Origin of the sequence: Planotetraspora kaengkrachanensis (assembly GCF_016862895.1) — a bacterium.
GTDB lineage: Bacteria > Actinomycetota > Actinomycetes > Streptosporangiales > Streptosporangiaceae > Planotetraspora > Planotetraspora kaengkrachanensis.
This window is the reverse complement of the sequence record NZ_BONV01000003.1, coordinates 296,428-321,085: the sequence shown is the minus strand read 5'-3', so window position 1 is coordinate 321,085 and position 24,658 is coordinate 296,428. Positions and strand designations below refer to the sequence as shown.

The window sequence follows — 24,658 nt, the reverse complement described above, 5'->3', positions numbered from 1 at the left end:
GTGCCAGAGGCCGGGCCCGGATGCCGGGCCCACGTCCCAGGGGGCGGACGCGGACGCCGGCGATCGGCGGGCCGCTGTTAGCGTTGGCAGCCGTCGCACCGAAACGTCTCCGGAGGGACGCAGCACGATGTCGGCCGGTTCCACCCTTCCTCCTGCCCTGTCCCGCGCGCTGGCCTCACCGGTCGCGCCCGGAGACCTGTCGGACATCAGGCACGTGGTGTTCGTCATGCAGGAGAACAGGTCGTTCGACCACTACTACGGGCACCTGCGCGGAGTGCGGGGATACGGCGACCGCAACGCGCTGCCGGGCCGTACTCTGCGGCCGGTGTTCGAGCAGGACGGCGTGCTGCCCTTCTCCGTCAGGGAGGCGGCCAGGCTCGCGGGCGCCGACCCCATGCTGCTCGACAGCCACGACCACAGCTGGCTCGGCACGCACAACGCCTGGGCGATGGGCTGGAACGACGCCTGGACCCCCAACAAGGGCCCCTCGTCGTTGTCCTACTACGACCGGGACGACCTGCCCTTCTACTACGAGCTCGCCGACACCTTCACGATCTGCGACGCGTATCACTGCTCGGCGCTGACCTCCACGACCCCCAACCGCAACTACCACGTCTCCGGCCACACGGGCTTCGAGCCGGGTGCCCAGCAGCGGGCCGTCGACAACGACGCGTGCGAGGAGGACGGCCACGCCGGCTACTCGTGGATCACCGTGCCCGAGCTGCTGACACAGGCCGGCCACTCCTGGCAGGTGTACCAGGAGTGGGACAACTACCAATGCAACAACCTGGAGTTCTTCGCGACGTTCAAGGCCGTCATGGCCAAGCTCGGCCAGACCAGCATGCACGCCTTCTACCAGGCGGTCCGCTCGGCCGACGACCCGGAGCCGCTGCTCGCCGAGCTGGAGGAGCGGGTGGCCGGGCTCGGCCCGGACGACCGGGACCTGTACGAGCGGGCGTTGCGCCGTACCAGGACGGGGGGCCTCGGGGAGTGGTTCTCCGCTGACGTGGCCGCGGGACGCCTGCCCGCCGTTTCCTACATCGTGACCTCCCTCGCGGACTCGGAGCATCCGGAGGGCTCGTCGGCCGCCGAGAGCGGAAAGGTGATCTACCAGATCCTCGACGCGATCGCCTCAGATCCCGACGTGTGGGCGCACACGGCCGTCTTCATCACCTACGACGAGAACGACGGCTTCTTCGACCACGTCCCGCCGCCGGTGCCGCCGGACGGCACACCGGGGGAGTTCGTCAGCGGGCGGCCCATCGGCCTCGGCATGCGGGTCCCGATGCTCGTGGTGTCGCCCTGGAGCGTGGGCGGCCACGTCTGCTCCGAGACGTTCGACCATAGCTCGACCGTGCGGTTCCTGGAGAGCTGGCTCGGCATCAAGGCGCCCGACATCAGCGCGTGGCGCCGCCAGGTCGTGGGTGACCTGACCTCGGCCTTCGACTTCGCCGGCCCATCGGCGCCGCCCGTCTCCACCGTCACGTCGCCGGACGCCCCCGCCGCCCCGGCGCAGCCCCATGGAGAGAACGCCGCCCGCTGGTACCCGGTCGCGCCCGCCGAGCAGCGGATGCCCGTCCAGGAGCCGGGGACCAAGCCCGCGCGGGCTCTGCCGTACCAGGCGGACGCCCACGCCAGGGCACGCGGGCGCGCCGTGGAGATCACCATGGCCAACCGCGGCGTGGCGAGCGCGCACCTCGCGCTGTACGGCTACCTGGGCGAGCTCGTCCGGCCCCAGCACTTCGACGTCGTCGACGACCTGCGCGAGGCGGTCTACTTCCCGACCGACTCCTACGACCTGATCCTTACCGGGCCGAACGGCTTCCGCAGGCACTTCCGCGGCGGGCTGGCCGACCGGGTCGAGGTCACGACCGAGATCGACCCCGGTTCGCGGACCGTCCTCCTCGACCTCGTCAACACGGGGGACTTTCCCGCCGATGTCCGCGTCGTCCCGCTCGCCTACGGAGGTGAACCGCGGGTCCTGAGCCTGCCCGCCGGCGGCGTGGAGCGGGTGGAGTGGCCGGCCGAGTCCGGGTGGTACGACCTGCTGGTGACCGTCGAGGGGGACGCCGGCTGGCTGCGCCGCCTGATGGGCCACATCGAGAACGGCAGGCCGAGCGTCACGGGCTGATCCGGGGAGGCCGAGGGCGGCGGGTTCACCCGCGGGTCACCGGGTAGGGGAGCCCGGAGGCAGGTGACCCGTCATGCCGGTGACCATCGCGCTGGCGGGGGACACGATGCTCGGGCGGGGCGTGGCTGAGCGCGTCGCCCAGTCGGTGGATCCCGCCCGCTTCTTCTCCGCGGATCTCCTCGAGGTGCTCGGGGAGGCGGACCTCTTCGTGCTCAACCTCGAGTGTTGCGTCTCCGGCAGAGGCCGGAGGTGGGACGCCCCAGGCAAGCCGTTCCACTTCCGCGCGCCTCCCCAGGCGGCCGAACTGCTCGCCGGGATGGGCGTGGGATGCGTGACGCTGGCCAACAACCACGCGCTCGACTACGGCTCAGAAGCGCTGCTCGACACGCGGGAGTGGCTGGCCCGGTGCGGAATCCTGTGCGTGGGAGCGGGGGCCGACCAGGCGGAGGCGAGGCGACCGGAGGTCGTCACCGCCGGAGGCCTTCGCGTCGGGGTGCTCGGCGTGACCGACCACCCGGCCGACTTCGCGGCCACCGCCGTACGCCCGGGCGTCAACTACGCCGACCTGATGGTCGGCGTGCCGCCGTGGCTGGCCGCGGACGTGGAGGACCTGCGCGCGCGGGCCGACGTGGTGGTCGTGACGCCGCACTGGGGGCCGAACATGACCGGGCGGCCGAGGCCGTACATCCGTTCGGCCGCCCGTTCCCTCGTCTCGGCGGGGGCGGGGCTCGTCGCCGGGCACTCCGCACACGTGTTCCACGGCGTCGCCCCGCCCGTCCTCTACGACCTCGGCGACTTCATCAACGACTACATCGTGGACGCATCGCTCCGCAACGACCTGGGCCTGCTCTTCCTCGTGACGATGGACGAGCACGGGCCCGTACGGCTGTACGGCGTCCCGGTCGAGTTGCTGCACTGCCGTACGCGGCTCGCCCGCGACGACGAATGGCGGTGGATCCGTGACAGGTTCGCCGCGGCCTGTGCGGACCTGGGCCGCACCGGGCCGGGCGCCCCCGGTCAGGGCGCCACGGTCACCGACGAGGACGGCAGGCTGGTCGTCGACATGAGATGAGCCATGAGATGAGCACTGAGATGAGCCCGCCGTCCGGAAACTGATCAGGCGTGGATGAGCGGGGTGTCGACCAGGTGCTCCGCCAGGAACCACGCCTGCAGCTCGCCCGTCCGGATGATGTCGGAGACCAGCAGGTCGTTGGTCCCGTCATCGCCCTTCTCGTCGGCGGTCGCGGCGGCGTCGTGGGCGGCGACGAGGATCATCTCGTGCGCCTCCAGCAGACGCGACAACATCGCCGGGACCTCTTCCACGCCGTCCGGCGGCCGCTTGATCACTGTGATCTCCGCGACGTGCCGGGGATCGCCCACGGCGACGCCGCCGAGGGTCTGGACCCGCTCGGCGAGCTTGTCGACCAGTTCGAGCTGTTCCTCGGCGTGTTTGTCGAGGAGCAGGTGGAGCTGGTAGAAGGTCGGCCCGCGCATCAGCCAGTGGTGCTTCTTGTAGAGGCTGTAGAGGATCTGGGTGTCGGCCAGGATCTGGTTGAGCCGCTGGCACGAGTGCATCCGGGTCTCCATGGAGAGACCGACGGGGAACTGCCGCACGGTCCCGAACTCCTGGATCTCCATACCCTTCTGATGCAGCCAGGGCTGGCTGCCGCCACCGGAGCGGGCTTTGGCGGAAGACTTGACACTCAAGGTCGTTCTCCTCCCATTCAGGGGCTTCGTACAAAGTCTTCCGGGTGCCACGTATGTGGACCCTTGTGCGATATGCCGAAATTTCCCCTTATTGAGTAAAGAGGTGACCGTTGAACCGGGGTCGCGGATCCCGCGTACCTCGAAGGTGATGAGAATTTCACGCCCAGGGGCGCGTGCCGGACGGCTCGCCACCCCCGCCCTGCTGCTCGTCCCCGCCCTGCTGTTCGCCGTCGCGTGCACGGCCGAGCAGGCGCCCCCGCCCGCGGCCCAGGCCCCTCCGCCCACGGTGGAACTGCTGGCCGCCAGGGCCGGATGCACCCCGAAGATCCAGATCGACGCCAAGGAACTGCGTCAGGGCTACTGCACGACCTCCATCGGCACGTTCTTCATCACGACGTTCGCGACCCAGAAGGGGAAGGACGACTGGATGGACCAGGCGCCCGAGTACAGTCCCCACCTGGTCGGGAACCTGTGGACCGCGCTGGCTCCCCGGCCCGTGCTCGACAAGCTCCGGCAGGAGATCGGCGGGGACCTCCACCTGATGGACCACAGGAAGAGCCCCACTCCGGCGGGGTAGCGAACGGGTACGCTCGACATCCCGCGCCCGGCGAAGCCGCTGCAGGAGGTCGAACGTGGGACTCAGCTCAGGTCGTGGAGCCGGACGCCCGTCCGCGCTCACGCGCGCGTTCGCCGCGGTCCTCGCGCTCGTTCTTGTCGCCTCGGCGTGCGCCGGGAAGGAGAGGCAGACGCTGACGGTGTTCGCGGCGGCCGCCCTGACCGGTCCCTTCACATCACTCGGCCGGTCCTTCGAAGCGTCGCATCCTCAGGAGTCCGTGCGGTTCACCTTCGGGGACAGCGACGCCCTGGCCCAGCGGATCGCCCGCGGCGAGGGCGCCGACGTCTTCGCGGCCGCGGGCGCGCCGGCGATGCGGCGGTCGGGCGCGCCGTCGTCGCGGGTCTTCGCCCGTGACGATCAGGGCGACTACCTGATCGGATCCGCTCCGGAGACCGCCCACCTTGTCCTCGCGCGGGAGTTCATCGATCTCGTCCTGTCCGACGAGGGCAGGCGGGTCCTGGCCGGAGCGGGCCTCACCCCCGTGTGACGCCCCGGACCAGGGAGACAGGGACTAGGTCCTGTCTGACAAATCAAGCCCTGCTGCGCGCGGCCCAGATGGCGCCTCGCTTCGTTGTCGTCGTCGGCCGGAGGCTCCGCTCCGACCTCCTCCTCCGCCTTGCGGTGCATCCATCTGGATCCACGCTCGCGACGGGCAGCATTTGTCAGACACTCCCTAGCTCTCGCGCCCGGCTCCCGCGGTGACGCCGGCCGGGCGGTCTTGTGCGCCGGCCTCGCCCTCCCGGTGGATCGCCGCCACGATCCGGTCGAGGGCGGCCAGGTCGCCGGCGTCGAGGGACAGCAGGGGATCGGGCGGCTCGCCCAGGATCCGCTCGGCCAGCGCCGCCGCCTCCGCCCCCGCGGGCGTGATCGTCACGATCTTCGCCCGCCGGTCGCCGGGATGCGTCGCCCGTTCCACCATCCCGCGCCGCTCCAGGTCGGCGACCACCACGCTGGTGTACGGAGCGTCGGTGGCGAGGTGCTCGGCCAGGTCGCGCAGGGTCAGCGGGCCGCGGACGAGACGGCGCAGGGCCTTGGCCCGGACGAAGCTCATGCCGAGGGCCTCGCAGACCTCCTTGCGCCGGTCGTGCGCGTCCAGGACCAGGGCGCGGATGCCCTGCCAGACCCTGGCCGCCGTCTGCCTGTCGCCGCTCATGGGACCGTCACCGTTTCCATGGTCTTGAGACGCTCCGCTGTTCGGGCCGCGGTGCCTTGCGCCCAGCGGCCGGTGGTCAGGAGGGCGAAGCCCAGGATGAGCGCGCCGTACCCCGCAATGATCCACCAGCCGATGTGGGCCGCGGGCATGAATTCCGCGCCGTGACCGGCCGTGGCCACGACGGACCCCACGATCGCCACGCCGAGCGACTGGCCGATCTGGCGGCTCGTCGAGGCGACGGCGGCGGCCACCCCGGCCTGCTCGAGCGGCATCCCCGAGACGGCGGTGTTGGTGATCGGCGGGTTGAGCATCCCGAACCCGAGACCGAACACCGCGAAGACGGCCAGCAGCAGGACGAGTGACGTGTGCAGCGCGACCTGTGCGAGCAGGACGCCCGTCACGGTGATGCAGACGCCGGCGATGAGCAGGGACGGCCTCGGCCCGCGGATCCCCACGAGACGGCCGGACAACGGCCCGAAGACCATCGCCATCAGCGCGATCGGCAGCGTGCAGAGCCCGGCCTCGAGCGCGGTGAACCCGCGGTTGCTCTGCAGATAGAGCGTGTTGAGGAACAGGAAGGAGCCGAGGCCGGCGAATCCGCACACCGCGATCGCCGCCGCCCCGGAGAACGGCGCGCTCCGGAAGAACCGCACGTCGATGAGGGGCTCCTCCCGGCGGTACTCGTAGACGATCAGGAACGCGAGGGTGAGCACCGTGACGGAGAAGCAGGCGAGGATCAGCGGGGAGGTCCAGCCGGTTCCGGGTCCTTCGATGATCCCGTAGGTCAGGGAGGCCAGCAGGACGATCACCAGCGCCTGCCCGACGGGGTCGATGCGGCGCGCCTTCTTCGCCTTGGACTCGGGCACGAACTTCCACGTCAGCAGGAAGGCCAGTACGCCGATCGGCACATTGATCCAGAAGATGGCCCGCCAGCCGACGGTGTCGGTGAGCAGGCCGCCGATGACGGGCCCGAGCGCCATGCTGATCCCCACCACGCCGCCCCACACGCCGATCGCCTGCGCCCGTTCGCGGCGGTCGGTGAAGGTGTTGGTGATGATCGACATCGCGACGGGGTTGAGCATGGAGCCGCCCACCGCCTGCACGATGCGGAAGACGACGAGCCAGGTGAGGCTGGGTGCGAGGCTGCACAGCAGGGAACCGGCCGTGAAGGCGACCAGGCCGGTCTGGAAGGTACGCCGGCGGCCGATGCGGTCCGCCGTGGATCCCGACAACATGAGGAGGCTCGCGAGCGTGAGCGTGTACGCGTCGATCGTCCACTGCAGGCCGGAGACGGGGGCGCGTAACTCGTGCCCGAGCGAGGGCAGGGCCACGTTCACGATCGTGTTGTCCAACGCGACGATGAGCAGGCTCATGCAGCAGATCAGCAGAACGAGAATCCGCCTTCGGCGGGACATGCGGTTACTCCTCAATTAGTTGTACTAACACAACTTTAGCCTCCCTGGCGATGTGCCCGACGGGAGGTCCTTGCCGAGGGCATAGCAGAATGAGATTCTGTTTCGCATGCGTGCGACGGCCAACGGGATCGAGATCTGCTACGAGTCCTTCGGCTCCCCCGAAGGGCGGCCCCTGCTGCTGATCATGGGGCTCGGAATGCAGATGATCGGGTGGGACGAGGACTTCATCGGCCTGCTGGTCGACGCCGGCCACCACGTCGTCAGGTACGACAACCGAGACGTGGGCCTGTCCACCCATCTCGAGGAGCCGGCCGATCTCATGGCGGCGCTCGGCGGCGACACGTCGGGCGCCCCGTATCTGCTCGCGGACATGGCGGACGACACCGCCGGGCTGCTGGACGCCCTCGGCTGGACGAGCGCCCACGTGGTCGGGGTCTCGATGGGCGGAATGATCGCCCAGTGCCTCGCCATCGGGCACCCGGGCCGCGTCCGCACGCTGACGTCCATCATGTCGACGACCGGCCCGAGGGTCGGGCCGCCGACAGAGGCGGCCATGGCGGCGCTGCTCACGCCTCCGTCACCGGACCGGGAGGCCGCCGCGGAGCGCGCCCTCGCGTCGTGGCGGGTCATCGGCTCACCGGGCTACGCGATGGACGCCGAGCGCCTCGCCCGGATGGCGCGGGACAGCTACGACCGGGGATACGACCCGCAGGGCGTGGCCCGCCAGCTCACGGCGATCCTCGCCTCTCCCGACAGGACGGAGGGGCTGCGCGGGCTCACGATCCCCGCACTGGTGATCCATGGTGAGGACGACCCGCTGGTGACGCCCCCCGGCGGAGCCGCGACCGCCGACGCGATCCCGGGGGCCAAGCTGCTGACGTTCCCGGGCATGGGGCACGACATGCCCCGCGAGTTGTGGCCGGTGTTCGTCGAGGCCGTCAGCGAACTGACGGGCCGCGAGCCCGGCTGAGAACTCGCAGGTGCCACGCTCGGCTCCCGGCGGCTCAGGCGCGGCCGTGTCCCGCCGTCGAAGGCGCCCTGGTCAGCCCGAGGGCGAGGGCGGGACACATGTCGGCCGCCCGCAGAGCGCCCCGGAGATGCCGGGCGGGCACCGCGGCATCGGTGAGCACCGGATAACCGAAGCCGTCGAGCTGCACGAGGTCGGGAACGATATGGCCGCACAGACCGTGCCCCGCGCACCGAGACCAGTCGACTGTCAGCCGCAGTCCGGTCGTCGTCTCCTGGACCTCCTCCCCGGGAACCGGCAGCAGTCCGCGCACGGGCCGGCCGCATCCGCCTCCGGCCACGTGCGCGGCGACATCCTCGGAGAAGACATCGAGGGCGGAGAGCAGGAATCTGGTCGCGCCGTCCGGATGGTGACAGGCCCCACGCCCGCGGACCACCCCGCTCGCCTGCTTGACGGCCAACAGCGCCTCGGCGCCGTCACTGCCCGCGGCGAGCGAGGAGAAGGACCGGGCGATGGCGGGCAGCCCGAGTCTGCAGGGCCCGCACTGACCCGCCGACTCGGCCCCGAGATAGTCCGCGACCCTGGCGACCTCGCCCAGCGGGCATGTCCCCTGCTCCAGCGGCACGATGATGCCGGCGCCCAGCGCGGCCCCGGCCTCGGCCATGGACTCCCGTGACACCGCGACCGTGGCGGCCCCGGCCGGAGAGAGCCACGCGCCGTGGTAGCCGCCGACCATGACACCCTGGCCCGCGGACACCCCGCACCGGCGGAGCACCTCAGCGAGCGGGACGCCGGTCGGGGTCTCCACCACGACCCGCCCATGACCCGGGACGGTCACGGTGAGCAGGACCGTGCCCGGCTCGGTTCCGGTGCCCGTCGCCCGGTAACCCTCCGGCCCGAGCTCGGCCAGAACGGCCAACTGGGCGAACGTCTCGGCGTTGGACAACAGCGTCGGCAGGCCGTCGACGCCGCTCTCCGCGGCCCGGACCTTCCGGCCCGGCGGGATGGGCGTCTCGCCGTTCACCCCTCTGACCAGAGCGCCTCCCTCCCCGGTGATGAACCGCTCCGGCAGGCGGACGAGCCTGACGGAACCGGACAGGCCCGCGTCCTGTATCGCGGTCGAGATGGAGCGCCCGGGGACACCGCCGTCCGTGACGCCTATGACGATCTCGCGCGCGCTCAGTGCGCGTGCGGCGAGTACGGCCCCGTCCAGGACGAGATGCGGTGTCCGGGCCAGAAGCGCCTTGTCCTTGGCGCTGGCGGGCTCGCCCTCTGTCGCGTTGACGAGCACCACAGGCCGGACGTTCCGGCGCTCGGCCGCCTGGCCGACCGCCGTGAGCTTGCGGGCGAAGGGGAAGCCTGCGCCGCCGCGGCCGCGGAGGTCGACCTCTCCGGCCAGCGCGACGAGTTCGCGCAGGGAGAGCCGGGCCACGGACCGGTGACGCTCGCGGTGGGCGGCGAGGTTCAGCCGTTGCAGGCGGTCAAGGCCGTGGAAGAGCCGCGCCGGGCCGATGGTGAGGATCTCCTGAGCGCCGCTCACTTGTTACTCCCGGTCCATTGCGCCGCCTCAGCCTTGAGCTCAGCCCAGAACTGTTCGTCGGGGACGCCCTGCGCCTCCGTGACCAGCGAATCCCGGGCGGCGCGGTTCGGCGCCCGGACCTCTCGCCGGCGCGTCGTACCGCGCCTGCGCGCCCAGGAGGCGAGCCTGGCGAGAGCCATGACGGCGACCAGCAGGAAACAGGCCGTGTAGCTGAGGGTCACCCAGTCCTTCGCCGCCCGGCCGGCGTTCAGCCCGTGCACGATGGCGATCGGCCAGCAGAGGTACGCGGCGATGTGGAGGACCCGCCACGTCCAGGGTCGCCCCTGACCGATGAATCTGCCGCGGGCGACCCCGGTGGCGAAGATGATGATCATCATGTCGCTCGCGATCGTCCCCAGACCGATCCAGACGGCGCGCTCCTGCCCGCCGTCGAACGGCACGACGACGTCCAGCATCGACGCGTGCCCTTGGAGGATCTTGAGGAGCACATGCGCGACCAGGAAGCTCATCGACATGACGGCTGTGGCCCGGTGCGCGGACTGGGCGAGGATGCGGAGCCTGATCGGCATGAAACGCTCGGAGGCCGCCAGGCCCACCACCACCGCCGCGCTCAGCGCGACGAGTGCGAAGACGCCGGAATAGAACTCCAGGAAGGCGCGGATGCGGACGACGACGCCGGCTCCCTGTTCCGTGAATCCGGCGGCCACGATCCCGGCGAGGGCCGCACAGAGCAGGAAGGCCCGCACGACCTTCCTGCTCCGGGAGGTGCGGGCTGTTCGCCTGGCAAGTACGTGATGTTGCTCCATGGGCGTCCTCAGCGCGAATGAGTCGGCCGGGGGGACGGACTGGCCGAAGGAGATCGGAGGGACGGCGTGGCGGACGGAGGACGGGGGCTCGGTGAAGGAGGGGCGTCGGTCCCGAAGTTGAGCAACGGGTTGCCCGCGTTCACCCGCAGACCGGAACGATCGGCCCAGACCTGGTCCCCGGCGGTGTGCAGGGTCCAGCCGCCGATCCGCGTGCCCTCGAGCGGCATCAGGCTCGCACCGCTGAAGAGGGTGAAGTCCACCGTCGCGGGCCCCGAGGCCGGCGCCGCGCCGCCGCAGGGCCGTGCGGTTCCCGTATGCCCGAGATAGCCGCCCTCCTGTATGAGGGTGCCTTCCTTGACATCGGCGACGTCGGCCATCTGGTAGTACTCGGAGGCCAGGCCGTCGGCGTGGATCAGCAGAAGCATGCTCTGGCTGGCTGAGCGTGCGCAGAGGCGGTAGAGCCTGCCCGGTGCGGGGGCGAGGACACGGCCGTCGCCACCGCTGAACTGCAGGGCGTCGACTCCGCCGAGGGACCGCATCGTCCACGACTGACCCGCGCTCCACGGAAGCGTCATCCCGGTGGCGACGCCTTCCTTGGCCGACGAGGCCTCGCCGTACTGCTCCAGGAACGGCCGCTCGTCCGCCGGGACCACCGTCGTGGGCGCCTGCCGTACGAACCGCGCGAAGTCCTCGACGCCGGCCGACGCGACCTGCCACGTCTGGCCGGACCTCCGGGCGATGAACAGGGACGGGTCGGGTAGGGCGGCCACGCCCGGGGGCGGCGGGATGGCCGCGGTGCCGAAGGCCCAGCCCTTGGCCTCGTCGATTCGGGTCATGTGCACGTCCGGCTGCGGCAGGCTCTCGACGCGGAAGGCCGCGCGTGCCGACGGGCCTCGCTGCCTCAGCACGGCCGTCCGTACCTGGGCGAACGGTGCCGGGTCCGTCCGGGAGGCCTTCGGAGTCGGACGCGGTCGGCGAGTGCCCGTAACCTCGGCCTTCACCACGCGGTGGGGTCCCACCCGGGCGACGACCTCCTGCTGGACGATCGCGCACAACGCCAGGCCGACGAGGACGGCGACGAGTCCGCCGATCCGCGCGACGCCGTCGGCCAGCGGCAGTATCGAGCGGTGCCCGGACGAGGATCTGGGCATCAACGCACCCGGCCACTGCGGATCTGCGGGGTAAGGGTCTCAATGAGAGGTAACGCCCACGTCGAATGCCGCATCACCTGTCTGATCGCCCTCCGAATCCGCACCGGGGCTGACCGCGACTTGACGCCATGGGTCATTCACCAGCCACTGCCGAGACCCCACTTTATGGTGATAAGGGGGGTTCGCATGATCAGGCTACGCCAACGCGCGACCGCGAAAGGCACGAAGTCGGACGGTGGCCCGCAGAGCGGTGTCAACCTCGCCCGCCGCGGGTGGCGCCGGGCCGGGAGGCGGCAGGTCCCGCGGCCTCCCGGGCTCGGCGGCGTGGTCACACGTCGAGCTTGTCCTCGATCGTGCGCAGTTGGTGGCGGGCCATCGCGAGGTTGGCGCGGCCGCGGTCGAGGGCGAGGTAGAGGAACAGGCCCTTGCCGCCCCGGCCCGCGAGCGGGCGGATGATGTGGTACTGCCCGCCCAGCGTGATGAGGATGTCCTCGATGGCGTCCTGGAGTTGGAGGGCTTCCATGGCCCGCAGCTTCGCCTTGACGACCTCGGTGTTGGCCGCCGCCGCGATCTGGAGGTCGAGTTCCTTGCCGCCGCCGATGGTGCCGAGCGCCATGCCGCTCCCGTAGTCGACGACCGCTCCTCCGATCGCTCCGTCGATGGCCATCATTTCTTTGAGAGAGACGTCCATGTTCGCCATGCTTTTTGCTCCTAATCGGTAATTCGGGGATTCATTCGCGTTCGACGATGGCGGCGAGTCTTCCCGCCGTTTTGCGGCCCTCCCTCCGGAGCAGGCCGAGATTGGCGCCCGGGCCGACCAGGACGGTGAGGACGAGCTTGGCCCCAGCGGCGTAGCACGCGGCGTGCCCGTCCGTTCCGGACACCAGGGTCTCCTCGAGCCGGCCGACCTTGGCGAGGTCGGTCATCCGGCGGCTGAGCGACAGCAGCGCCGAGGTGAGCGCCGCCGTCTGCTCGGTGTCGGCGGGCAGGTCAGTCGTCACGAGCATGCCGTCGACCGTGCAGGTGAGCGCCCCGGTGATCTCCGGCGCGCGGCTCCGCAGCAGGACGATCTCCTCGTATATGTCGCGGCGCAGATCCATCGGGACCCCCTTTCCGGCCCGCTTGAGCCACGAGCGCGTGATCACTACAGCGCCTCCAGGGCGTCACGCAGCCTGATGAGCAGGTTCACGTCGGCGGCGTCCGCCTGCGGTGGGTGCGTCCGCTCCGACGCGTCCCCGGACTGCGCCGCGGGGGTCCGCTTCGGCAGTGCCGCCGGAACGTCTGCAGTGTCCGGCCCGGACGCCGCGTGCGTGGCGAGCAGTCCGGCCGCGGCGAGTTCCCGTACGGCGAGCAGGGTCGAGTAGGCCGGACGCCCGAGGCGGCGGGCCAGATCGAGCGGGGTGGCCGTGGAGTCCGCGGCGAGAACCAGCTCCCACTGGGGTGCGGTGAGGAGCACGTGCCCGCCGTTGAGGCGCCCCACGGGGACGACGGCCTCACCGTCGAGCTCCGCGGACGGCCAGGCCCGCTCGAGCCGGGCCGACCTGCGCTCGCACTCGCGGAACAGGCCGGGGACGTCGAAGTACCAGTGCGTCCCGAGCCAGTGGGTGTCCCCCTCCTTGAACCTGGACCTGGGCGTCCCCGCCGGCCGCAGCAGGAAGAACGACGCGTCCAGGGTCGCCCCCAGCACGCAGAACTCCAGCTCGCCCCGGCTGAGCACGCCCTTCTCGATGAGGAGGTCGCCCCCGTCGGCCTCGGGCCCCGCCGCCTGCCGTATCCCGCGGACCCCGGAGGCGCTGATCCGGCCGGAGGTCGTGAGCAGTTCCTCGACTCCCGGGGTGGTCGTGCACTCGACGTACGACACCCGTCCGCCGGTGAGGTAGACGGTCCCGTCCTTGCCGACGCGCAGGGAGCCGGTGGCGTTGTCGGCCGCGAGCCGGGTCAGGACGGTGTCGAGGGTGGTGGGGGCCATGACTCAATGGGCCATCAGCTGGTCCGTGATGATGCCGAGCCGCCACTGCGCGAGGGCGAGGTTCGAGCGCTCGAGATCCAGCCGGAGGCAGATCAGGAGCGGCCCGTCGAAGACCATCTCGATCGGCTTGATGAGGTGGTGGCTCGTCTCCGTCGTGATGATCATGGTGTCGATCCGCACGGTCCCCTCCGGAGACGCCAGTGCGATCCCCTCGAGCGCCGCGCGGAAGGTCTCGGTGAGCCCGGCCGCGGACCTCGCGGGATCGGGCGTTCCGCTTCCGACGACCGCCATGCCGCTGACGGGTTCCACCAGGACCGCGTCGAGCGCGCCGGGAATCGACATGACCTCAGAGAGGCAGTCCTCTATCCCGATCACGTCAACTCCTCGCCGATTAGCCGATACAGCGCGGCCAACATTAGAGAAGCCGGTGGGCGTCACTCCGGTGCCGTGGAGGAGTCATAAAGAGGCGGGATAAACGATTCAGCAACATCGAATAAGGATTGTCCGCCTAGGTGGGAAACATCGGTTTTTCATGAAATTTCTTCATTTTGCGCACTTGCGACATCGGGGAAATATCCCGGCATCTAGCTAGATTTCGCTGTCGCTGGCCGTCCGACCCTGTCCGCTCGAGTGGTGGCGCAGGCCGTACAGAATGGAGGCATGGAGCGGATCCTGGTCAGCGCGTGCCTGCTCGGCAGCCGCGTGCGGTTCGACGGCGGCGCGAAGACCAGCGACGACGAACTGCTCGCCTCCTGGAGGGCCGAGGGGCGGCTGGTGCCGTTCTGCCCGGAGGTCGAGGGCGGGCTGCCCGTCCCCCGTCCGCCCGCCGAGATCGAGGGCGGCGTGGGCGGCGCCGCCGTCCTGGCCGGGGCGGCCCGGATCCTGACGCCGGACGGCGACGACGTGACGAACGCGTTCCTCTCCGGCGCGCAGCAGGCGCTGGCGGTCGCGCGGTCGTTCGGCGTCCGGATGGCGATCCTCAAGGAGGGCAGCCCGTCGTGCGGCTCCCTTCGGATCCACGACGGCACCTTCCGCGGCAGGGTGACCCCGGGCAAGGGAGTGACCGCGGCGCTGCTGGAGCTGAACGGCATCCGCGTCTTCGGCGAGGACCGCCTTCCCGAGGCGGCCCTTCACCTGGCCGAGCTGCTCAGGGAGACAGCGGATCGGGAGCGGTGATCAGGTCGCCGGGCGTGATGACGGCCTTCTCGTCCGGCTTGAACACCAGCACGTTGTCGACGTAGGACCGCACCGCGGCCTCGAGCCCGACGTCCTTGCCCGCGGCCTCGGACATGTACCAGCGGTGGTCGAGCACCTCGTGGAAGAGCTGCGCCGGCTCCAGCTTGCGCCGCAGGTCGGCGGGGATCGCGTTGACCACCGGCTGGAAGACCTCGGCCAGCCACCGGTGGGCGACGATGGCCTCGTCCTCGTGCCGCAGCCCGTTCGACACGCGGAACGAGTCGAGGTCGTTGAGCAGCCTTCTCGCCTGGTTCTCCTCGACGTCCAGGCCGGTCAGGCGGAGCAGGCGGCGCTGGTGGTGGCCGGCGTCCACGACCTTGGGCCGCACGATGAGCCGCGACGTGCCTGCCTTGCGGCGGACCATCATCTCGGCGACGTCGAAGCCGAGTGAGTTGAGCCGTCGGATCCGCTGGTCGACGCGGTGCCAGTCGACCTCCTCGATGATCTCGTCCTGGGTCAGCTCGTCCCAGAGCCGCTCGTAGCGCTCGACGAGCTGCTCGGAGAACGCCTGCGGGTCGATCGTGGGGTGCAGCAGGCCGCCCGCCTCCAGGTCGAGCATCTCGCCGAAGATGTTGACGTGCGCGACCTCGATGTCGTGCGACCGCTGGCCCTCGGTGAGGGTGGGGTGGAGCTCACCGGTCTCCGCGTCGACCAGATAGGCGGCGAACGCCCCCGCGTCCCTGCGGAACAGGGCGTTCGACAGCGAGCAGTCCCCCCAGTAGAAGCCGTTCAGGTGGAGCCGTACGAGCAGGACGGCGAGGGCGTCGAGCAGGCGGGTCAGCGTGTCCGGCCGGATCGAGCCCGACAGCACCGCACGGTAGGGGAGCGAGAACTGCAGGTGCCTGGTGACCAGGGCGGAGTCCAGCTCGGATCCGTCCTGCGCGGTCCTGCCCGTCACCACGGCGACCGGTTCGACCGCGGGGGTGTCCAGCCTGGCCAGGTCCCACAGCAGCTTGTACTCCCGCTTGGCGTACCTGGCGCTGATCTCCTTGATCGCGTAGACGCGCCCGGCGAGCCGCGCGAAGCGCACGACGTGGCGGGAGATGCCGCGCGGCAGCGACACCAGGTGGTGGGCGGGCCACTCCTCGAGGGGGACGTCCCAGGGCAGCCGGATCAGCTCGGGATCGCTGGGAGCGCCGATCATCTGCAGGGGCACGACTGCTCCTTTTTCGGGGTCTTCATCACCAGTGTCCCGGATAGAGTCGGGCGGTATGACACTGGTGGACGACTTTCTCGACTGGTATCTGGCCGAGCATCCGATCAGCGCGACGCTTCTCGGCGCCGGCGGCCACGACCGCACTCTGGGCGACTTCACCGAGGCGGGGTTCACGGCCAGGGAACGAGCCGAGGAGGAGTGGCTGCGGCGGCTGGCGGGATACGCCCCCGCCTCCCTCGACGACGAGATCGACCGCGACCTCGTGCTCTCGCACCTGCGCGGCGCGGTCGCCCAGGCCCGCCGGCCGGAGTGGCGGCGCGATCCCGCGCCGTACCTCAACGCGATCTTCGCGTCGATGTTCACCCCGTTCCAGCAGCGGCTCGCCCCGGAGGCCGACCTCGTCGACGCGGCCGTCGCACGGCTCGCCGACGTCCCCGGTGTGCTCGCCGCGTGCCGCGAGAACCTCGATCCCGGTCTCGCGTCCGACCTGCTCGTCCGCCGTGGTCTGGATCAGGCCCGTACGGCGCGGCACTTCCTCACCGCGACCCTGCCGGCGGGAGTGGCGGACGAGAACCTGCGCGCCCGTCTGGCCAACGCCGCCGGGCCCGCCGCCGAGGCGTTCGACGACTTCGTCACGTTCCTCGACGGCTTCAAGGCCGGCGGGACCTGGCGGATGGGAGAGGAGCTCTACTCGACCCTGCTGCGGGAGCGGGAGATGCTCGGGTACGGCGCCTCCGAACTGCACGAGAAGGGGCTCAAGTCCTGGGACGAGCTCGACGGGCGGATGCGCGAGGTGGCCGGGCGACTCGGCTCCTCCGACTGGCGGGCCGCCATGGAGACGCTCATGGACGACCACCCGCCCACGCTGGAGGCGATGCGCGCCGAGTACGAGGCCGAGACCTTCCGTGCACGCGACTTCGCCCGCGACCGCGGGCTGGTCACCTTCCCCGAGGGGGAGGACTGCCGGGTCCTGCCGTCCCCGGAGTTCCAGCGTCCCCTCATCGCGGTGGCCAACTACCTCGCGCCGCCGCCGCTCACGACGTCGAGGGCGGGCGTCTTCTTCGTCCCGTTCACGCCGGACGGTTTCACCGAGGAGCAGGTACGGCAGCGCCTGAGGACCAACTCCCGGGCCCAGATGCCGTCGATCGCCGTCCACGAGGCCTATCCCGGACACCACTGGCACCTGGCGTGGATGGCCGGCAGCCCGAGGAAGGCGCGCAAGATATTCCGCACGCCGTACTTCGTCGAGGGCTGGGCGCTCTACGTCGAGAAGGTGATGCACGAGCAGGGGTACTTCGACACGCCGCAGACCGAGCTGGCCCACCTGGACTGCCGGATCTTCCGCGCCGCGCGGATCGTCGTGGACACGGCGCTGCACTGCGGCGACATGACGATCGAGGAGGCCGAAACGTTCATGACCACCAAGGCCTCGCTCTCGCCCGGCACGGCGGTGGGGGAGGTCGGCAGGTACTGCGCGTGGCCGACCCAGGCGCCCTCGTACCTGACAGGTGCTCTGGAGATCGAGCGGATCAGGGACGACTACCGCGGCGACCTGCGGTCGTTCCACGACGCGATCGCGGGGTCGGGAGGCCTGCCGCTCGGGCTGGCCAGGAAGGCGGTCATTCCGGCGTAGCGCTCGTGCATGATCACGGTGAGCGTCTGCGCAGGTGGGGCGGGGTTCCGCCGAGCCTGCGCATGATCACGCCTAGTGGCGGCGCAGGTGGAGCGGGGTTTTGCCGAACCTGTGCATGATCACGCCGGGGGTGGGGTGAAGGCCCGGACGATGACGTCGGCGAGCTGCTCCTCGGTCAGCACGGTGGGCGTGCCGACCCCGAGGGCGCGGACGTACACCTCGCAGAGCCACTCGAGCAGGCGGGTGGCCTCGAAGGCCTTCTCCAGACCGGCTCCGATCGTGACGCCGCCGTGGTTGGCCATCAGCGCCGCCTGCTTGCCCGTCAGCGCCTCCTGGACCTTGGCGGCGAGTTCGGGCGTGCCGTACGTCGCGTACTCGGCGACGCGGACGCTGCCGCCGAGCAGAAGGGAGTTGTAGTGGATCGGGGGCAACTCCGTCATGGTCGTGGCCACCACGGCACCGAAGACCGAGTGGGTGTGCACGACCGCCGTCGTCCCCGTCGCGGCGTAGACGGCCAGGTGCATCGGGGTCTCGGACGACGGGGGCAGTTCGCCCTCCACTATGGTTCCGTCGAGCCGGACGATCGGGCAGTCCTCGGGGCGCAGACGGTCGAGCGCGACGCCGGAGGGAGTGACCGCGACGAAGTCGCCGTCCCTGGCGCTGAGGTTGCCGGAGGTCCCGATGACCAGGCCCAGCTCCGCGGCCCGCCTGCCGTAGTCGCACAGCTGCCGGCGAAGCTCTTCCATGGCGGCGAATCTAGACGATCGTCCGAAATAACGCCAACCTGGTCTATACCAGTTACTCATCCGACCATTCGCGCATACTCGGTGTATCGGGTCATCCCACCTCTGTTTAGCCTGCACAAACGCGTATATAGTCTGTGATCGTCGGCGCGGATTCATCCCAGTCGGGTTACGGGTTGGTCTAGACCGACGACAACATCTTGACGCTGTCGTGGCCGGGCCGTACGGTCCACCAAACGTTTAGGAAACTTTCCTAATTGACCCCGCCACGGGAGAGTTGATGACTAGTACCCCCCGCGAGATCACGCGTCGTCAGATGATGCGGCGTGTGGGCCTCACCGCCCTCGTCGCCGTCCCCGCCGCCGGCCTGCTGAGCTCGTGCGCCACCTCCGGCGGCGACTCGGCCGCCCCGTCCGCCGCGCCCAGCGCCGCCGCGACGTCGGCCACCAACCCGTTCGGCGTCAAGGCCGACGCGCCCCTCGAGGTCGTGATCTTCAAGGGTGGTTACAGCGACGAGTACGCGACCCAGTCGCACGAGCCGCTGTACAGCAAGGAGTTCCCGAAGGCGCAGATCAAGCACCAGGGCATCCAGACGATCAGCCAGACGCTGACCCCGCGCTTCGCGAGCGGCGACGTCCCCGACGTCGTGAACAACTCCGGCACCGACATGCTCGACGGCGGCGCGCTGATCGGCGCGGGCCAGCTCCTCGACCTCACCCCGCTGTTCGAGGCGCCCTCGATCGACGACCCGAGCAAGAAGGTCAAGGACACCATCGTCCCCGGCACCGTCGAGTCGGGCTTCGGCGGCGACCCGGCCAAGCCGTACACGCTGAACTACGTCTACACGGCGTACGGCCTCTGGTACGACGCGAAGATGTTCGAGAAGAACGGCTGGACCCCGCCGAAGACGTTCGACGAGTTCAAGACCTTCGCCGAGGCCGCCAAGAGCAAGAACGTCGTCCCGTTCGCGTACGCAGGCAAGAACGCCTCCTACTACGCGTACTGGATGATCCTGATCTCGGCCGCGAAGATCGGCGGCAACGAGATCCTGCTCAACATCGACAACCTCGCCGACAACGCGTGGAACGCCGACGCGGTCAAGCAGGCCGCCACCGCGTGGGCCGAGATCGGCAAGTACATGGACAAGTCCTACGAGGGCCTGATCCACACCGAGGTCCAGACCCAGCAGAACCAGGGCAAGATCGCCCTCTACCCCTCGGGCTCGTGGCTGGAGTCCGAGCAGGCCAAGGACACCCCGGCCGGCTTCGAGTACGCCATGTCGCCGACCCCGTCGGTGTCGGCGAGCGACAAGATGCCCTACGAGGCGATCCGCGCCGCCGCCGCCGAGGGCTACGTCGTGCCGGCCAAGGGCAAGAACCCCCAGGGCGGCCTGGAGTACCTGCGCGTCATGTTGTCGAAGGAGGCGGCCAAGGCCTTCACCGAGAAGACCAAGAGCCTCACGGTCGTCGTCGGCGCCACCGAGGGCATGACCCTGTCGCCCGGCCTGACCAGCGTCGTCGCCGCGCAGACGGCCGCCGGCCAGAACGTGGTCACCTACTCGCTGTTCGAGACCTGGTACAAGGAGCTCGAGACCGAGCTGCGCAAGCAGACCAACGCGCTCATGTTCGGCCGGATCAGCGCCGACGAGTTCTGCGCCAACATGCAGAAGGCCGCGGACAAGACCAAGGCCGACTCCTCCATCAACAAGCAGTCCCGGAGCGTGTGATCCGATGCGGCATGGCAAGCTGACGCCGGCGGCGCTGCGGAAGTACGGGTTCGTCGTCTCGTTCCTCGCGGTGCCTGTGCTCCTCTACGTGGTCTTCGTGGTCTGGCAGTACATCCAGGCGTTCCAGATCTCGTTCACCAATTCGAGGGGCATCTCGCCCAATTTCGACTACGTCGGCTTCGACAACTTCACCCAGTTGTTCCAGGACGACGTCTTCTGGGCGGCCGTGCGCCACCACGTGGTGCTCCTGCTTGCCATGCCGCTGATCACCATCGCGATCGCGCTCTTCTTCTCCTTCCTGCTCAACCTCGGCGGAGGGCAGCGCAACGGCCGGATGGTCGGTGTGCGCGGCTCGGCGTTCTACAAGATCGTCTTCTTCTTCCCCCAGGTCCTCGCGGTCGCCATCGTCGGCGTGCTGTTCCAGGCGATCCTCCGTCCGGACAAGGCCGGCGTCTTCAACAGCGCCCTGGGCGCGGTCGGCATCCAGCCCGTCGGCTGGCTGATCGCGCCCAACCTGGCCCTGTGGACGATCATCGGGGTCATGGTCTGGCAGGCCGTCGGCTTCTACGTCGTGCTGTTCTCCGCCGGCATGGCGTCCATCCCCAAGGACGTCTTCGAAGCGGCCTCGCTCGACGGCGCGGGGCGGATCACGCTGTTCTTCAGGATCACGATTCCGCTGTTGTGGGACACCCTCCAGGTCGGCTGGGTCTACCTCGGCATCGCCGCCTTCGACGGGTTCGCGCTCGTGCAGGTCCTGTCGGTGGACCGCGGCGGGCCCGACAACGCGACGACCGTGCTCCCGCTGGAGATCTGGCGCAACGCCTTCACCTACTCCAAGTACGGCGTGGCCTCCGCCATGGGCGTCGCGCTGTTCTTCATGACGCTGACATTCGCGGTGCTCACCCTCCGGGTGACCCGGCGCGAGAGGATCGAGTTCTAGCCGTGGCGACCGATGTGATGCCCGTGGCTCCGAGCAAGGCCGCGACCGCCCCCCGGCCCCGCCGGCGCTCGATCGACGTCTTCTCCAGCCTGTCCCATGTGGCCCTGGTGATCTGGGCGATCCTGGTCATCTTCCCGATCATCTGGACGTTCCTGGCGTCCTTCAAGACGAACACCGAACTCTTCGGCGACAACTCGCTGGCGATGCCCCAGAACTTCGACTGGGGTTCCTGGGGGCGCGCGTGGGACAAGGCCCACATCGGGCTCTACATGATCAACACGGTGAAGGTCGTGGCCGTCTCCACGTTCCTCACGATGTTGTTCGGCTCGATGGCGGCCTATGTGCTCGCCCGGTACACCTTCTTCGGCAACCGGGCCGTCTACCTGCTGTTCGTCTCCGGCCTGTCGTTCCCCGTGTTCCTCGCGCTCGCCCCGCTGTGGCTGACGATGAAGAACCTCGGGCTGCTGGGCACGCACACCGGCCTGATCCTGGTCTACGTGGCGTACTCGCTGCCGTTCACCGTCTTCTTCCTCACCGCCTTCTTCAGAACCCTGCCGTCCTCGGTCGGCGAGGCGGCCATGATGGACGGCTGCTCGCACACCCGCACGTTCTTCCAGATCATGCTGCCGATGGCCAAGCCCGGCCTGATCAGCATCACGATCTTCAACGTGATCGGGCAGTGGAACCAGTACCTGCTGCCGATCGTGCTGCTGCCCGGCGACGTCCAGGACAAGTGGCTGATCACCCAGGGCATCGCCAACATCTCGACCAACGCGGGGTACGAGGCCGACTGGGCCGGGCTGTTCGCCGCGCTCAGCATGGCGATCATCCCCGTCCTGATCATCTACATCATCTTCCAGCGGCAGATCCAGTCGGGCCTGACCGCAGGGGCGACCAAGTAGGCCGCGACGGTGTGGCGTGGTTCCGCCTTCTGGTGATTCATGGTGTCCTGGGGGCATGCACGAGGCTTCCGAGTGGACCCGGGACGGGGACACCATCCACCGCACCGTGGTCGCCCCCGACTTCCGTACGGCCATCGCGATCGTCAACGACATAGCCGAGCAGGCCGAGGCCCTGAACCACCATCCCGACATCGACATCCGGTGGCGGACCCTGCACCTGGCGCTCACGACGCACGACGCGGGCGGCCTCACCGACCTCGACTACAAGCTGGCGGCCAGGATCGACGGCATCGTCGCCGACCACCAGGCGTGAGCGGGGTCTCCCCGGTCGTCAGCCGAAGACGACCGGGGGAGGCACCGGCGCGAGGACCGCGTCCCCGTCGCGGATCGGGCGGGCCCCCGCGACGAACTTCGACAGGTCCTCACCCCACACGCACCTCGCCTGGGTGAGGCCGCCCGCCGTCCTCCTCGTCAAAGGGCCGACCGGCAGCTCCACGGGAGAGGCCGCGATCACCAGGTTGCCGAAGCGGCGGCCCCGCAGGATGCCGGGCTCGCCGAGCAGCGCCACGTGCCCGAAGACCTCGGCGACCGTCGCGACCACCCGTTTGACGAAGGCGAGCCCGCTTCCGTCGGCCACGTTGATCACCAGGGTCCCCGCGGGCCGCAGGATCCGGGAGATCTCCGCCATGTAGCCGGCCGTGGCCAGCTCCACCGGCATCGTCGCACCGGAGAACGCGTCGAGCACGAACAGGTCGGCGAAGTCGTCGGCGAGCCCCTCGGCCGCCGTGCGGCCGTCGAGCACCCGGACCTTCAGCCGGGGCACGGACTTCAGCCGGAGCTGGTCGCGGACCAGCTGGACGAGCTTGTCGTCGGGCTCCACCACGATGTGCCGCGAGCCCGGCCGGGCCGCGGAGACGTATCGGGGGAAGGTGCAGGCGCCGCCGCCGATGTGGACGGCGTCGAGCGGCCCGTCCGGCAGGCAGTCGACCACCGTGGCCATCAGCTGCACATAGGAGAACTCGAGATAGGAAGGGTCACTGAGATCGACGTAGGATTGCGGCACCCCGCCGACGCTGAGCATCCACCCGTCGGGGCGGTCGAGATCGCGTAAGAGCTCCACCTCGCCGAAGGTCACCGGATACCGGCCCGGAAGCGGCTGCTTCTCCCTCGCCACCTCGATCTCCTCCAGCGTGATGTAAGGCACTCGTCCCCCACGAGAGGCCCGGCCTGCATGTCAAACCGTACGCGAGTGCGAGCGCTGCTCGCGCTCTTCACCGTCGCGGGCGCCATCGTGATCACCGGGGTGCTCGGACTGTTCACATCCGGCGGACGGGCGCCTGCGGCCGCGCCCGGCACGGCGACGCCGGCGGCCACCCCGCAGGTGGAGGGGAGCCCGGAGCGGACGGCGGCGGCCTACCTGCGGGCGTGGGAGGCGGCAGACTACACGGCGATGCGGGAGCTGACCGACGACCCGCCGGCCGACTTCGCCGCCCAGCACGAGAGCTTCGAGGAGGCGCTGGCGGCGCGGTCCCTGCGGCTGACGCCGGGCCGGACCGTCATGACCGGCGAGGACACCGCCGAGGTGCCCATCACCGAGTCCCGCGAGCTGCCGGGCTACGGCCCGTGGGCCTACCCGTCGGCCATGCGGCTCGGGATCAGGGACCAGACCTGGAAGGTCCTGTGGGAGCCCGCCGTCATGCACCCCGATCTCGCGCCGGGGGGCGGGCTCCGCAGGACCGCCGCCGCGACCGGCGTCCCCGCCGTGCGCCTGGTCACCCAGGAGGGCAGGGACTTCCCCGCGGACAGCGACGCCGAGGCCTACCTCGCGCGGCTTTCCACGGCGATCCCCGAGCCGTCCGGAGGCACGTCCGTGGGCTGGCGGGTCGAGATGGACAACCCCGGGCAGCCGGCGGAACGGCTCGTCGAGTACGTCCCCGAGGCCCCGAAGGGCACCAGGACCACCATCGAATGGGCGGCGCAGGCGTCGGCCGCCCGCGCGCTCGACGGGGTGCGGAACCCGGCCGCCATCGTGGCGGTGCGGCCGTCGACGGGGGAGATCCTCGCGGTCGCCGACCGCCTGGGCGGGAGGAAGGCGTTCGAGCAGAAGTACGCCCCCGGCTCCACGTTCAAGACCGTCACGGCGGCGGCCCTGCTCGATGCGGGGATGTCCACGGAGACCGTGGTCGACTGCCCGGCCGCGTACACGATCCCCGGAGGGCGTTCGATCGCCAACTACCGGGATGAGGCGCACGGGTCGGTCACCCTGCGCGAGGCGTACGCGCTGTCCTGCAACACCACGTTCGCCCGGATGGCGGTCGAGCGGCTCAGCCCCGCCGCCCTGATGGAGCAGGCGCGGGCCTTCGGCTTCGGCGTGCCCCTGCCGTCCGGCGTCGGCGGGACCTGCGGAAGCATGCGGCAGCCGGAGAACGACGACGCGCTGGCTGAGGACTCCTTCGGCCAGGGCACGGTCGAGGCGACCCCCCTGTGCATGGCACTGGTCGCCGCGACGGTGGAGAGCGGGCAGTGGCGGCCGCCGCTGCTGATGCCCGCGGCGGGCGCGGACCGGCCGGGGAGCGTGCGCCTGCCCTCCGGCGTGGCCGCTGGGCTGCGCACGCTGATGAACGCGGTGACCGCCGACGGGACCGCGGCAGGCGCCGGGCTGCCCGACGGCGTGGCCGGCAAGACGGGCACCGCCGAGGACTGGCAGGGCGGTGCGGATCACGCCTGGTTCATCGGATATTGGGGGGATCTGGCGTTCGCGGTGTTCGTCGAGCACGGGGGCACCGGCCGCGACGCGGCCGTCCCGATCGCGGCGAGATTCCTCAAGGCCCTCTGACAGGCGTGAGACGTACGTCACAACCTACGGT

At 70.1% G+C, this 24,658-nt stretch carries 25 protein-coding genes; 12 read left to right on the top strand and 13 right to left on the bottom strand.

Annotation, left to right across the window (positions count from 1 at the left end; all coding sequences use genetic code 11):
• The first annotated feature begins 127 nt into the window (after positions 1 to 127).
• Both Pka01_RS06120 and Pka01_RS06115 read left to right on the top strand, forming a co-directional pair.
• On the top strand, positions 128 to 2,131 hold the full coding sequence (locus tag Pka01_RS06120; RefSeq protein WP_203881600.1) for a phosphocholine-specific phospholipase C: 2,004 nt from the start codon (positions 128 to 130) through the stop codon (positions 2,129 to 2,131).
• Positions 2,132 to 2,204: 73 nt separating this feature from the next.
• Entirely contained in the window at positions 2,205 to 3,203 is a 999-nt protein-coding gene (locus Pka01_RS06115; protein ID WP_203881599.1) for a CapA family protein, read from the top strand.
• Positions 3,204 to 3,247: 44 nt separating this feature from the next.
• On the opposite strand, the gene Pka01_RS06110 is transcribed toward Pka01_RS06115, so the two are convergent.
• Positions 3,248 to 3,769, bottom strand: a complete 522-nt coding sequence (locus tag Pka01_RS06110) for a Dps family protein (RefSeq protein WP_203881675.1) — start codon at positions 3,767 to 3,769, stop codon at positions 3,248 to 3,250.
• Positions 3,770 to 3,986: 217 nt separating this feature from the next.
• On the opposite strand from Pka01_RS06110, the gene Pka01_RS06105 reads away from it, so the two are divergent.
• Positions 3,987 to 4,415 (top strand): hypothetical protein, encoded by a 429-nt coding sequence (locus Pka01_RS06105; RefSeq protein WP_203881598.1) that lies wholly within the window; start codon positions 3,987 to 3,989, stop codon positions 4,413 to 4,415.
• A gap of 55 nt (positions 4,416 to 4,470) precedes the next feature.
• Entirely contained in the window at positions 4,471 to 4,941 is a 471-nt protein-coding gene (locus Pka01_RS06100) for a substrate-binding domain-containing protein (RefSeq protein WP_203881597.1), read from the top strand.
• 186 nt (positions 4,942 to 5,127) lie between these two features.
• Here Pka01_RS06100 and Pka01_RS06095 read toward each other — a convergent pair whose 3' ends face one another.
• Both Pka01_RS06095 and Pka01_RS06090 read right to left on the bottom strand, forming a co-directional pair.
• On the bottom strand, positions 5,128 to 5,607 hold the full coding sequence (locus Pka01_RS06095) for a MarR family winged helix-turn-helix transcriptional regulator (RefSeq protein WP_203881596.1): 480 nt from the start codon (positions 5,605 to 5,607) through the stop codon (positions 5,128 to 5,130).
• Positions 5,604 to 7,022: a DHA2 family efflux MFS transporter permease subunit gene (locus tag Pka01_RS06090; protein WP_203881595.1), complete on the bottom strand. Its 1,419-nt coding sequence runs from the start codon at positions 7,020 to 7,022 to the stop codon at positions 5,604 to 5,606. Before Pka01_RS06090 ends, Pka01_RS06095 begins: the two co-directional genes overlap by 4 nt.
• Positions 7,023 to 7,128: 106 nt before the next feature.
• Between Pka01_RS06090 and Pka01_RS06085 the strand changes: the two genes are divergently transcribed.
• On the top strand, positions 7,129 to 7,992 hold the full coding sequence (locus Pka01_RS06085; RefSeq protein ID WP_203881594.1) for an alpha/beta fold hydrolase: 864 nt from the start codon (positions 7,129 to 7,131) through the stop codon (positions 7,990 to 7,992).
• A gap of 34 nt (positions 7,993 to 8,026) precedes the next feature.
• Here Pka01_RS06085 and Pka01_RS06080 read toward each other — a convergent pair whose 3' ends face one another.
• From Pka01_RS06080 to Pka01_RS06050, 7 genes are all read right to left on the bottom strand, one after another.
• On the bottom strand, positions 8,027 to 9,529 hold the full coding sequence (locus Pka01_RS06080; RefSeq protein WP_203881593.1) for an NADH-quinone oxidoreductase subunit NuoF family protein: 1,503 nt from the start codon (positions 9,527 to 9,529) through the stop codon (positions 8,027 to 8,029).
• Positions 9,526 to 10,335 carry a hypothetical protein gene (locus Pka01_RS06075; protein WP_203881592.1) on the bottom strand — a complete coding sequence of 270 codons (810 nt, stop codon included), beginning with the start codon at positions 10,333 to 10,335 and terminating at the stop codon, positions 9,526 to 9,528. Before Pka01_RS06075 ends, Pka01_RS06080 begins: the two co-directional genes overlap by 4 nt.
• An 8-nt stretch (positions 10,336 to 10,343) precedes the next feature.
• Entirely contained in the window at positions 10,344 to 11,486 is a 1,143-nt protein-coding gene (locus tag Pka01_RS06070) for a hypothetical protein (protein ID WP_203881591.1), read from the bottom strand.
• A 328-nt stretch (positions 11,487 to 11,814) separates the two neighbouring features.
• On the bottom strand, positions 11,815 to 12,186 hold the full coding sequence (locus Pka01_RS06065) for a hypothetical protein (protein ID WP_203881590.1): 372 nt from the start codon (positions 12,184 to 12,186) through the stop codon (positions 11,815 to 11,817).
• Between the two features lie 31 nt (positions 12,187 to 12,217).
• Positions 12,218 to 12,586 carry a roadblock/LC7 domain-containing protein gene (locus Pka01_RS06060; protein ID WP_203881589.1) on the bottom strand — a complete coding sequence of 123 codons (369 nt, stop codon included), beginning with the start codon at positions 12,584 to 12,586 and terminating at the stop codon, positions 12,218 to 12,220.
• 44 nt (positions 12,587 to 12,630) lie between these two features.
• A complete protein-coding gene (locus tag Pka01_RS06055) occupies positions 12,631 to 13,455 on the bottom strand; it encodes a hypothetical protein (RefSeq protein ID WP_203881588.1) in 825 nt (274 codons plus the stop codon).
• 3 nt (positions 13,456 to 13,458) lie between these two features.
• Complete coding sequence (locus Pka01_RS06050) at positions 13,459 to 13,830, bottom strand: roadblock/LC7 domain-containing protein (RefSeq protein WP_203881587.1); 372 nt, start codon at positions 13,828 to 13,830, stop codon at positions 13,459 to 13,461.
• Between the two features lie 285 nt (positions 13,831 to 14,115).
• Between Pka01_RS06050 and Pka01_RS06045 the strand changes: the two genes are divergently transcribed.
• Positions 14,116 to 14,631 (top strand): 2-thiouracil desulfurase family protein, encoded by a 516-nt coding sequence (locus tag Pka01_RS06045; protein WP_203881586.1) that lies wholly within the window; start codon positions 14,116 to 14,118, stop codon positions 14,629 to 14,631.
• On the opposite strand, the gene Pka01_RS06040 is transcribed toward Pka01_RS06045, so the two are convergent.
• Positions 14,603 to 15,847, bottom strand: a complete 1,245-nt coding sequence (locus Pka01_RS06040) for a DUF4032 domain-containing protein (protein WP_203881585.1) — start codon at positions 15,845 to 15,847, stop codon at positions 14,603 to 14,605. The two genes, Pka01_RS06045 and Pka01_RS06040, sit on opposite strands and share 29 nt — an antisense overlap.
• Positions 15,848 to 15,902: 55 nt before the next feature.
• Here Pka01_RS06040 and Pka01_RS06035 point away from each other — a divergent pair, with 55 nt between their 5' ends.
• Positions 15,903 to 17,480, top strand: a complete 1,578-nt coding sequence (locus tag Pka01_RS06035) for a DUF885 domain-containing protein (protein ID WP_239114766.1) — start codon at positions 15,903 to 15,905, stop codon at positions 17,478 to 17,480.
• A gap of 119 nt (positions 17,481 to 17,599) precedes the next feature.
• Here the strand turns inward: Pka01_RS06035 and Pka01_RS06030 are convergent, their stop codons facing one another.
• Positions 17,600 to 18,226 (bottom strand): class II aldolase/adducin family protein, encoded by a 627-nt coding sequence (locus tag Pka01_RS06030; protein WP_203881584.1) that lies wholly within the window; start codon positions 18,224 to 18,226, stop codon positions 17,600 to 17,602.
• A 277-nt stretch (positions 18,227 to 18,503) separates the two neighbouring features.
• Between Pka01_RS06030 and ngcE the strand changes: the two genes are divergently transcribed.
• From ngcE to Pka01_RS06010, 4 genes are read left to right on the top strand one after another with little or no spacing between them, the layout of a single operon-like run.
• A complete protein-coding gene (gene ngcE, locus Pka01_RS06025; RefSeq protein ID WP_203881583.1) occupies positions 18,504 to 19,949 on the top strand; it encodes an N-acetylglucosamine/diacetylchitobiose ABC transporter substrate-binding protein in 1,446 nt (481 codons plus the stop codon).
• A gap of 4 nt (positions 19,950 to 19,953) precedes the next feature.
• Positions 19,954 to 20,889: a carbohydrate ABC transporter permease gene (locus tag Pka01_RS06020; RefSeq protein WP_203881582.1), complete on the top strand. Its 936-nt coding sequence runs from the start codon at positions 19,954 to 19,956 to the stop codon at positions 20,887 to 20,889.
• Between the two features lie 2 nt (positions 20,890 to 20,891).
• Complete coding sequence (locus Pka01_RS06015) at positions 20,892 to 21,791, top strand: carbohydrate ABC transporter permease (RefSeq protein ID WP_239114765.1); 900 nt, start codon at positions 20,892 to 20,894, stop codon at positions 21,789 to 21,791.
• Positions 21,792 to 21,846: 55 nt separating this feature from the next.
• Positions 21,847 to 22,104 carry a 4a-hydroxytetrahydrobiopterin dehydratase gene (locus Pka01_RS06010; protein ID WP_203881581.1) on the top strand — a complete coding sequence of 86 codons (258 nt, stop codon included), beginning with the start codon at positions 21,847 to 21,849 and terminating at the stop codon, positions 22,102 to 22,104.
• An 18-nt stretch (positions 22,105 to 22,122) separates the two neighbouring features.
• Here the strand turns inward: Pka01_RS06010 and Pka01_RS06005 are convergent, their stop codons facing one another.
• Positions 22,123 to 22,995 carry a spermidine synthase gene (locus Pka01_RS06005; protein WP_239114764.1) on the bottom strand — a complete coding sequence of 291 codons (873 nt, stop codon included), beginning with the start codon at positions 22,993 to 22,995 and terminating at the stop codon, positions 22,123 to 22,125.
• 45 nt (positions 22,996 to 23,040) lie between these two features.
• Between Pka01_RS06005 and Pka01_RS06000 the strand changes: the two genes are divergently transcribed.
• Complete coding sequence (locus tag Pka01_RS06000) at positions 23,041 to 24,627, top strand: penicillin-binding transpeptidase domain-containing protein (RefSeq protein ID WP_203881580.1); 1,587 nt, start codon at positions 23,041 to 23,043, stop codon at positions 24,625 to 24,627.
• The last annotated feature ends 31 nt before the right edge of the window (positions 24,628 to 24,658 follow it).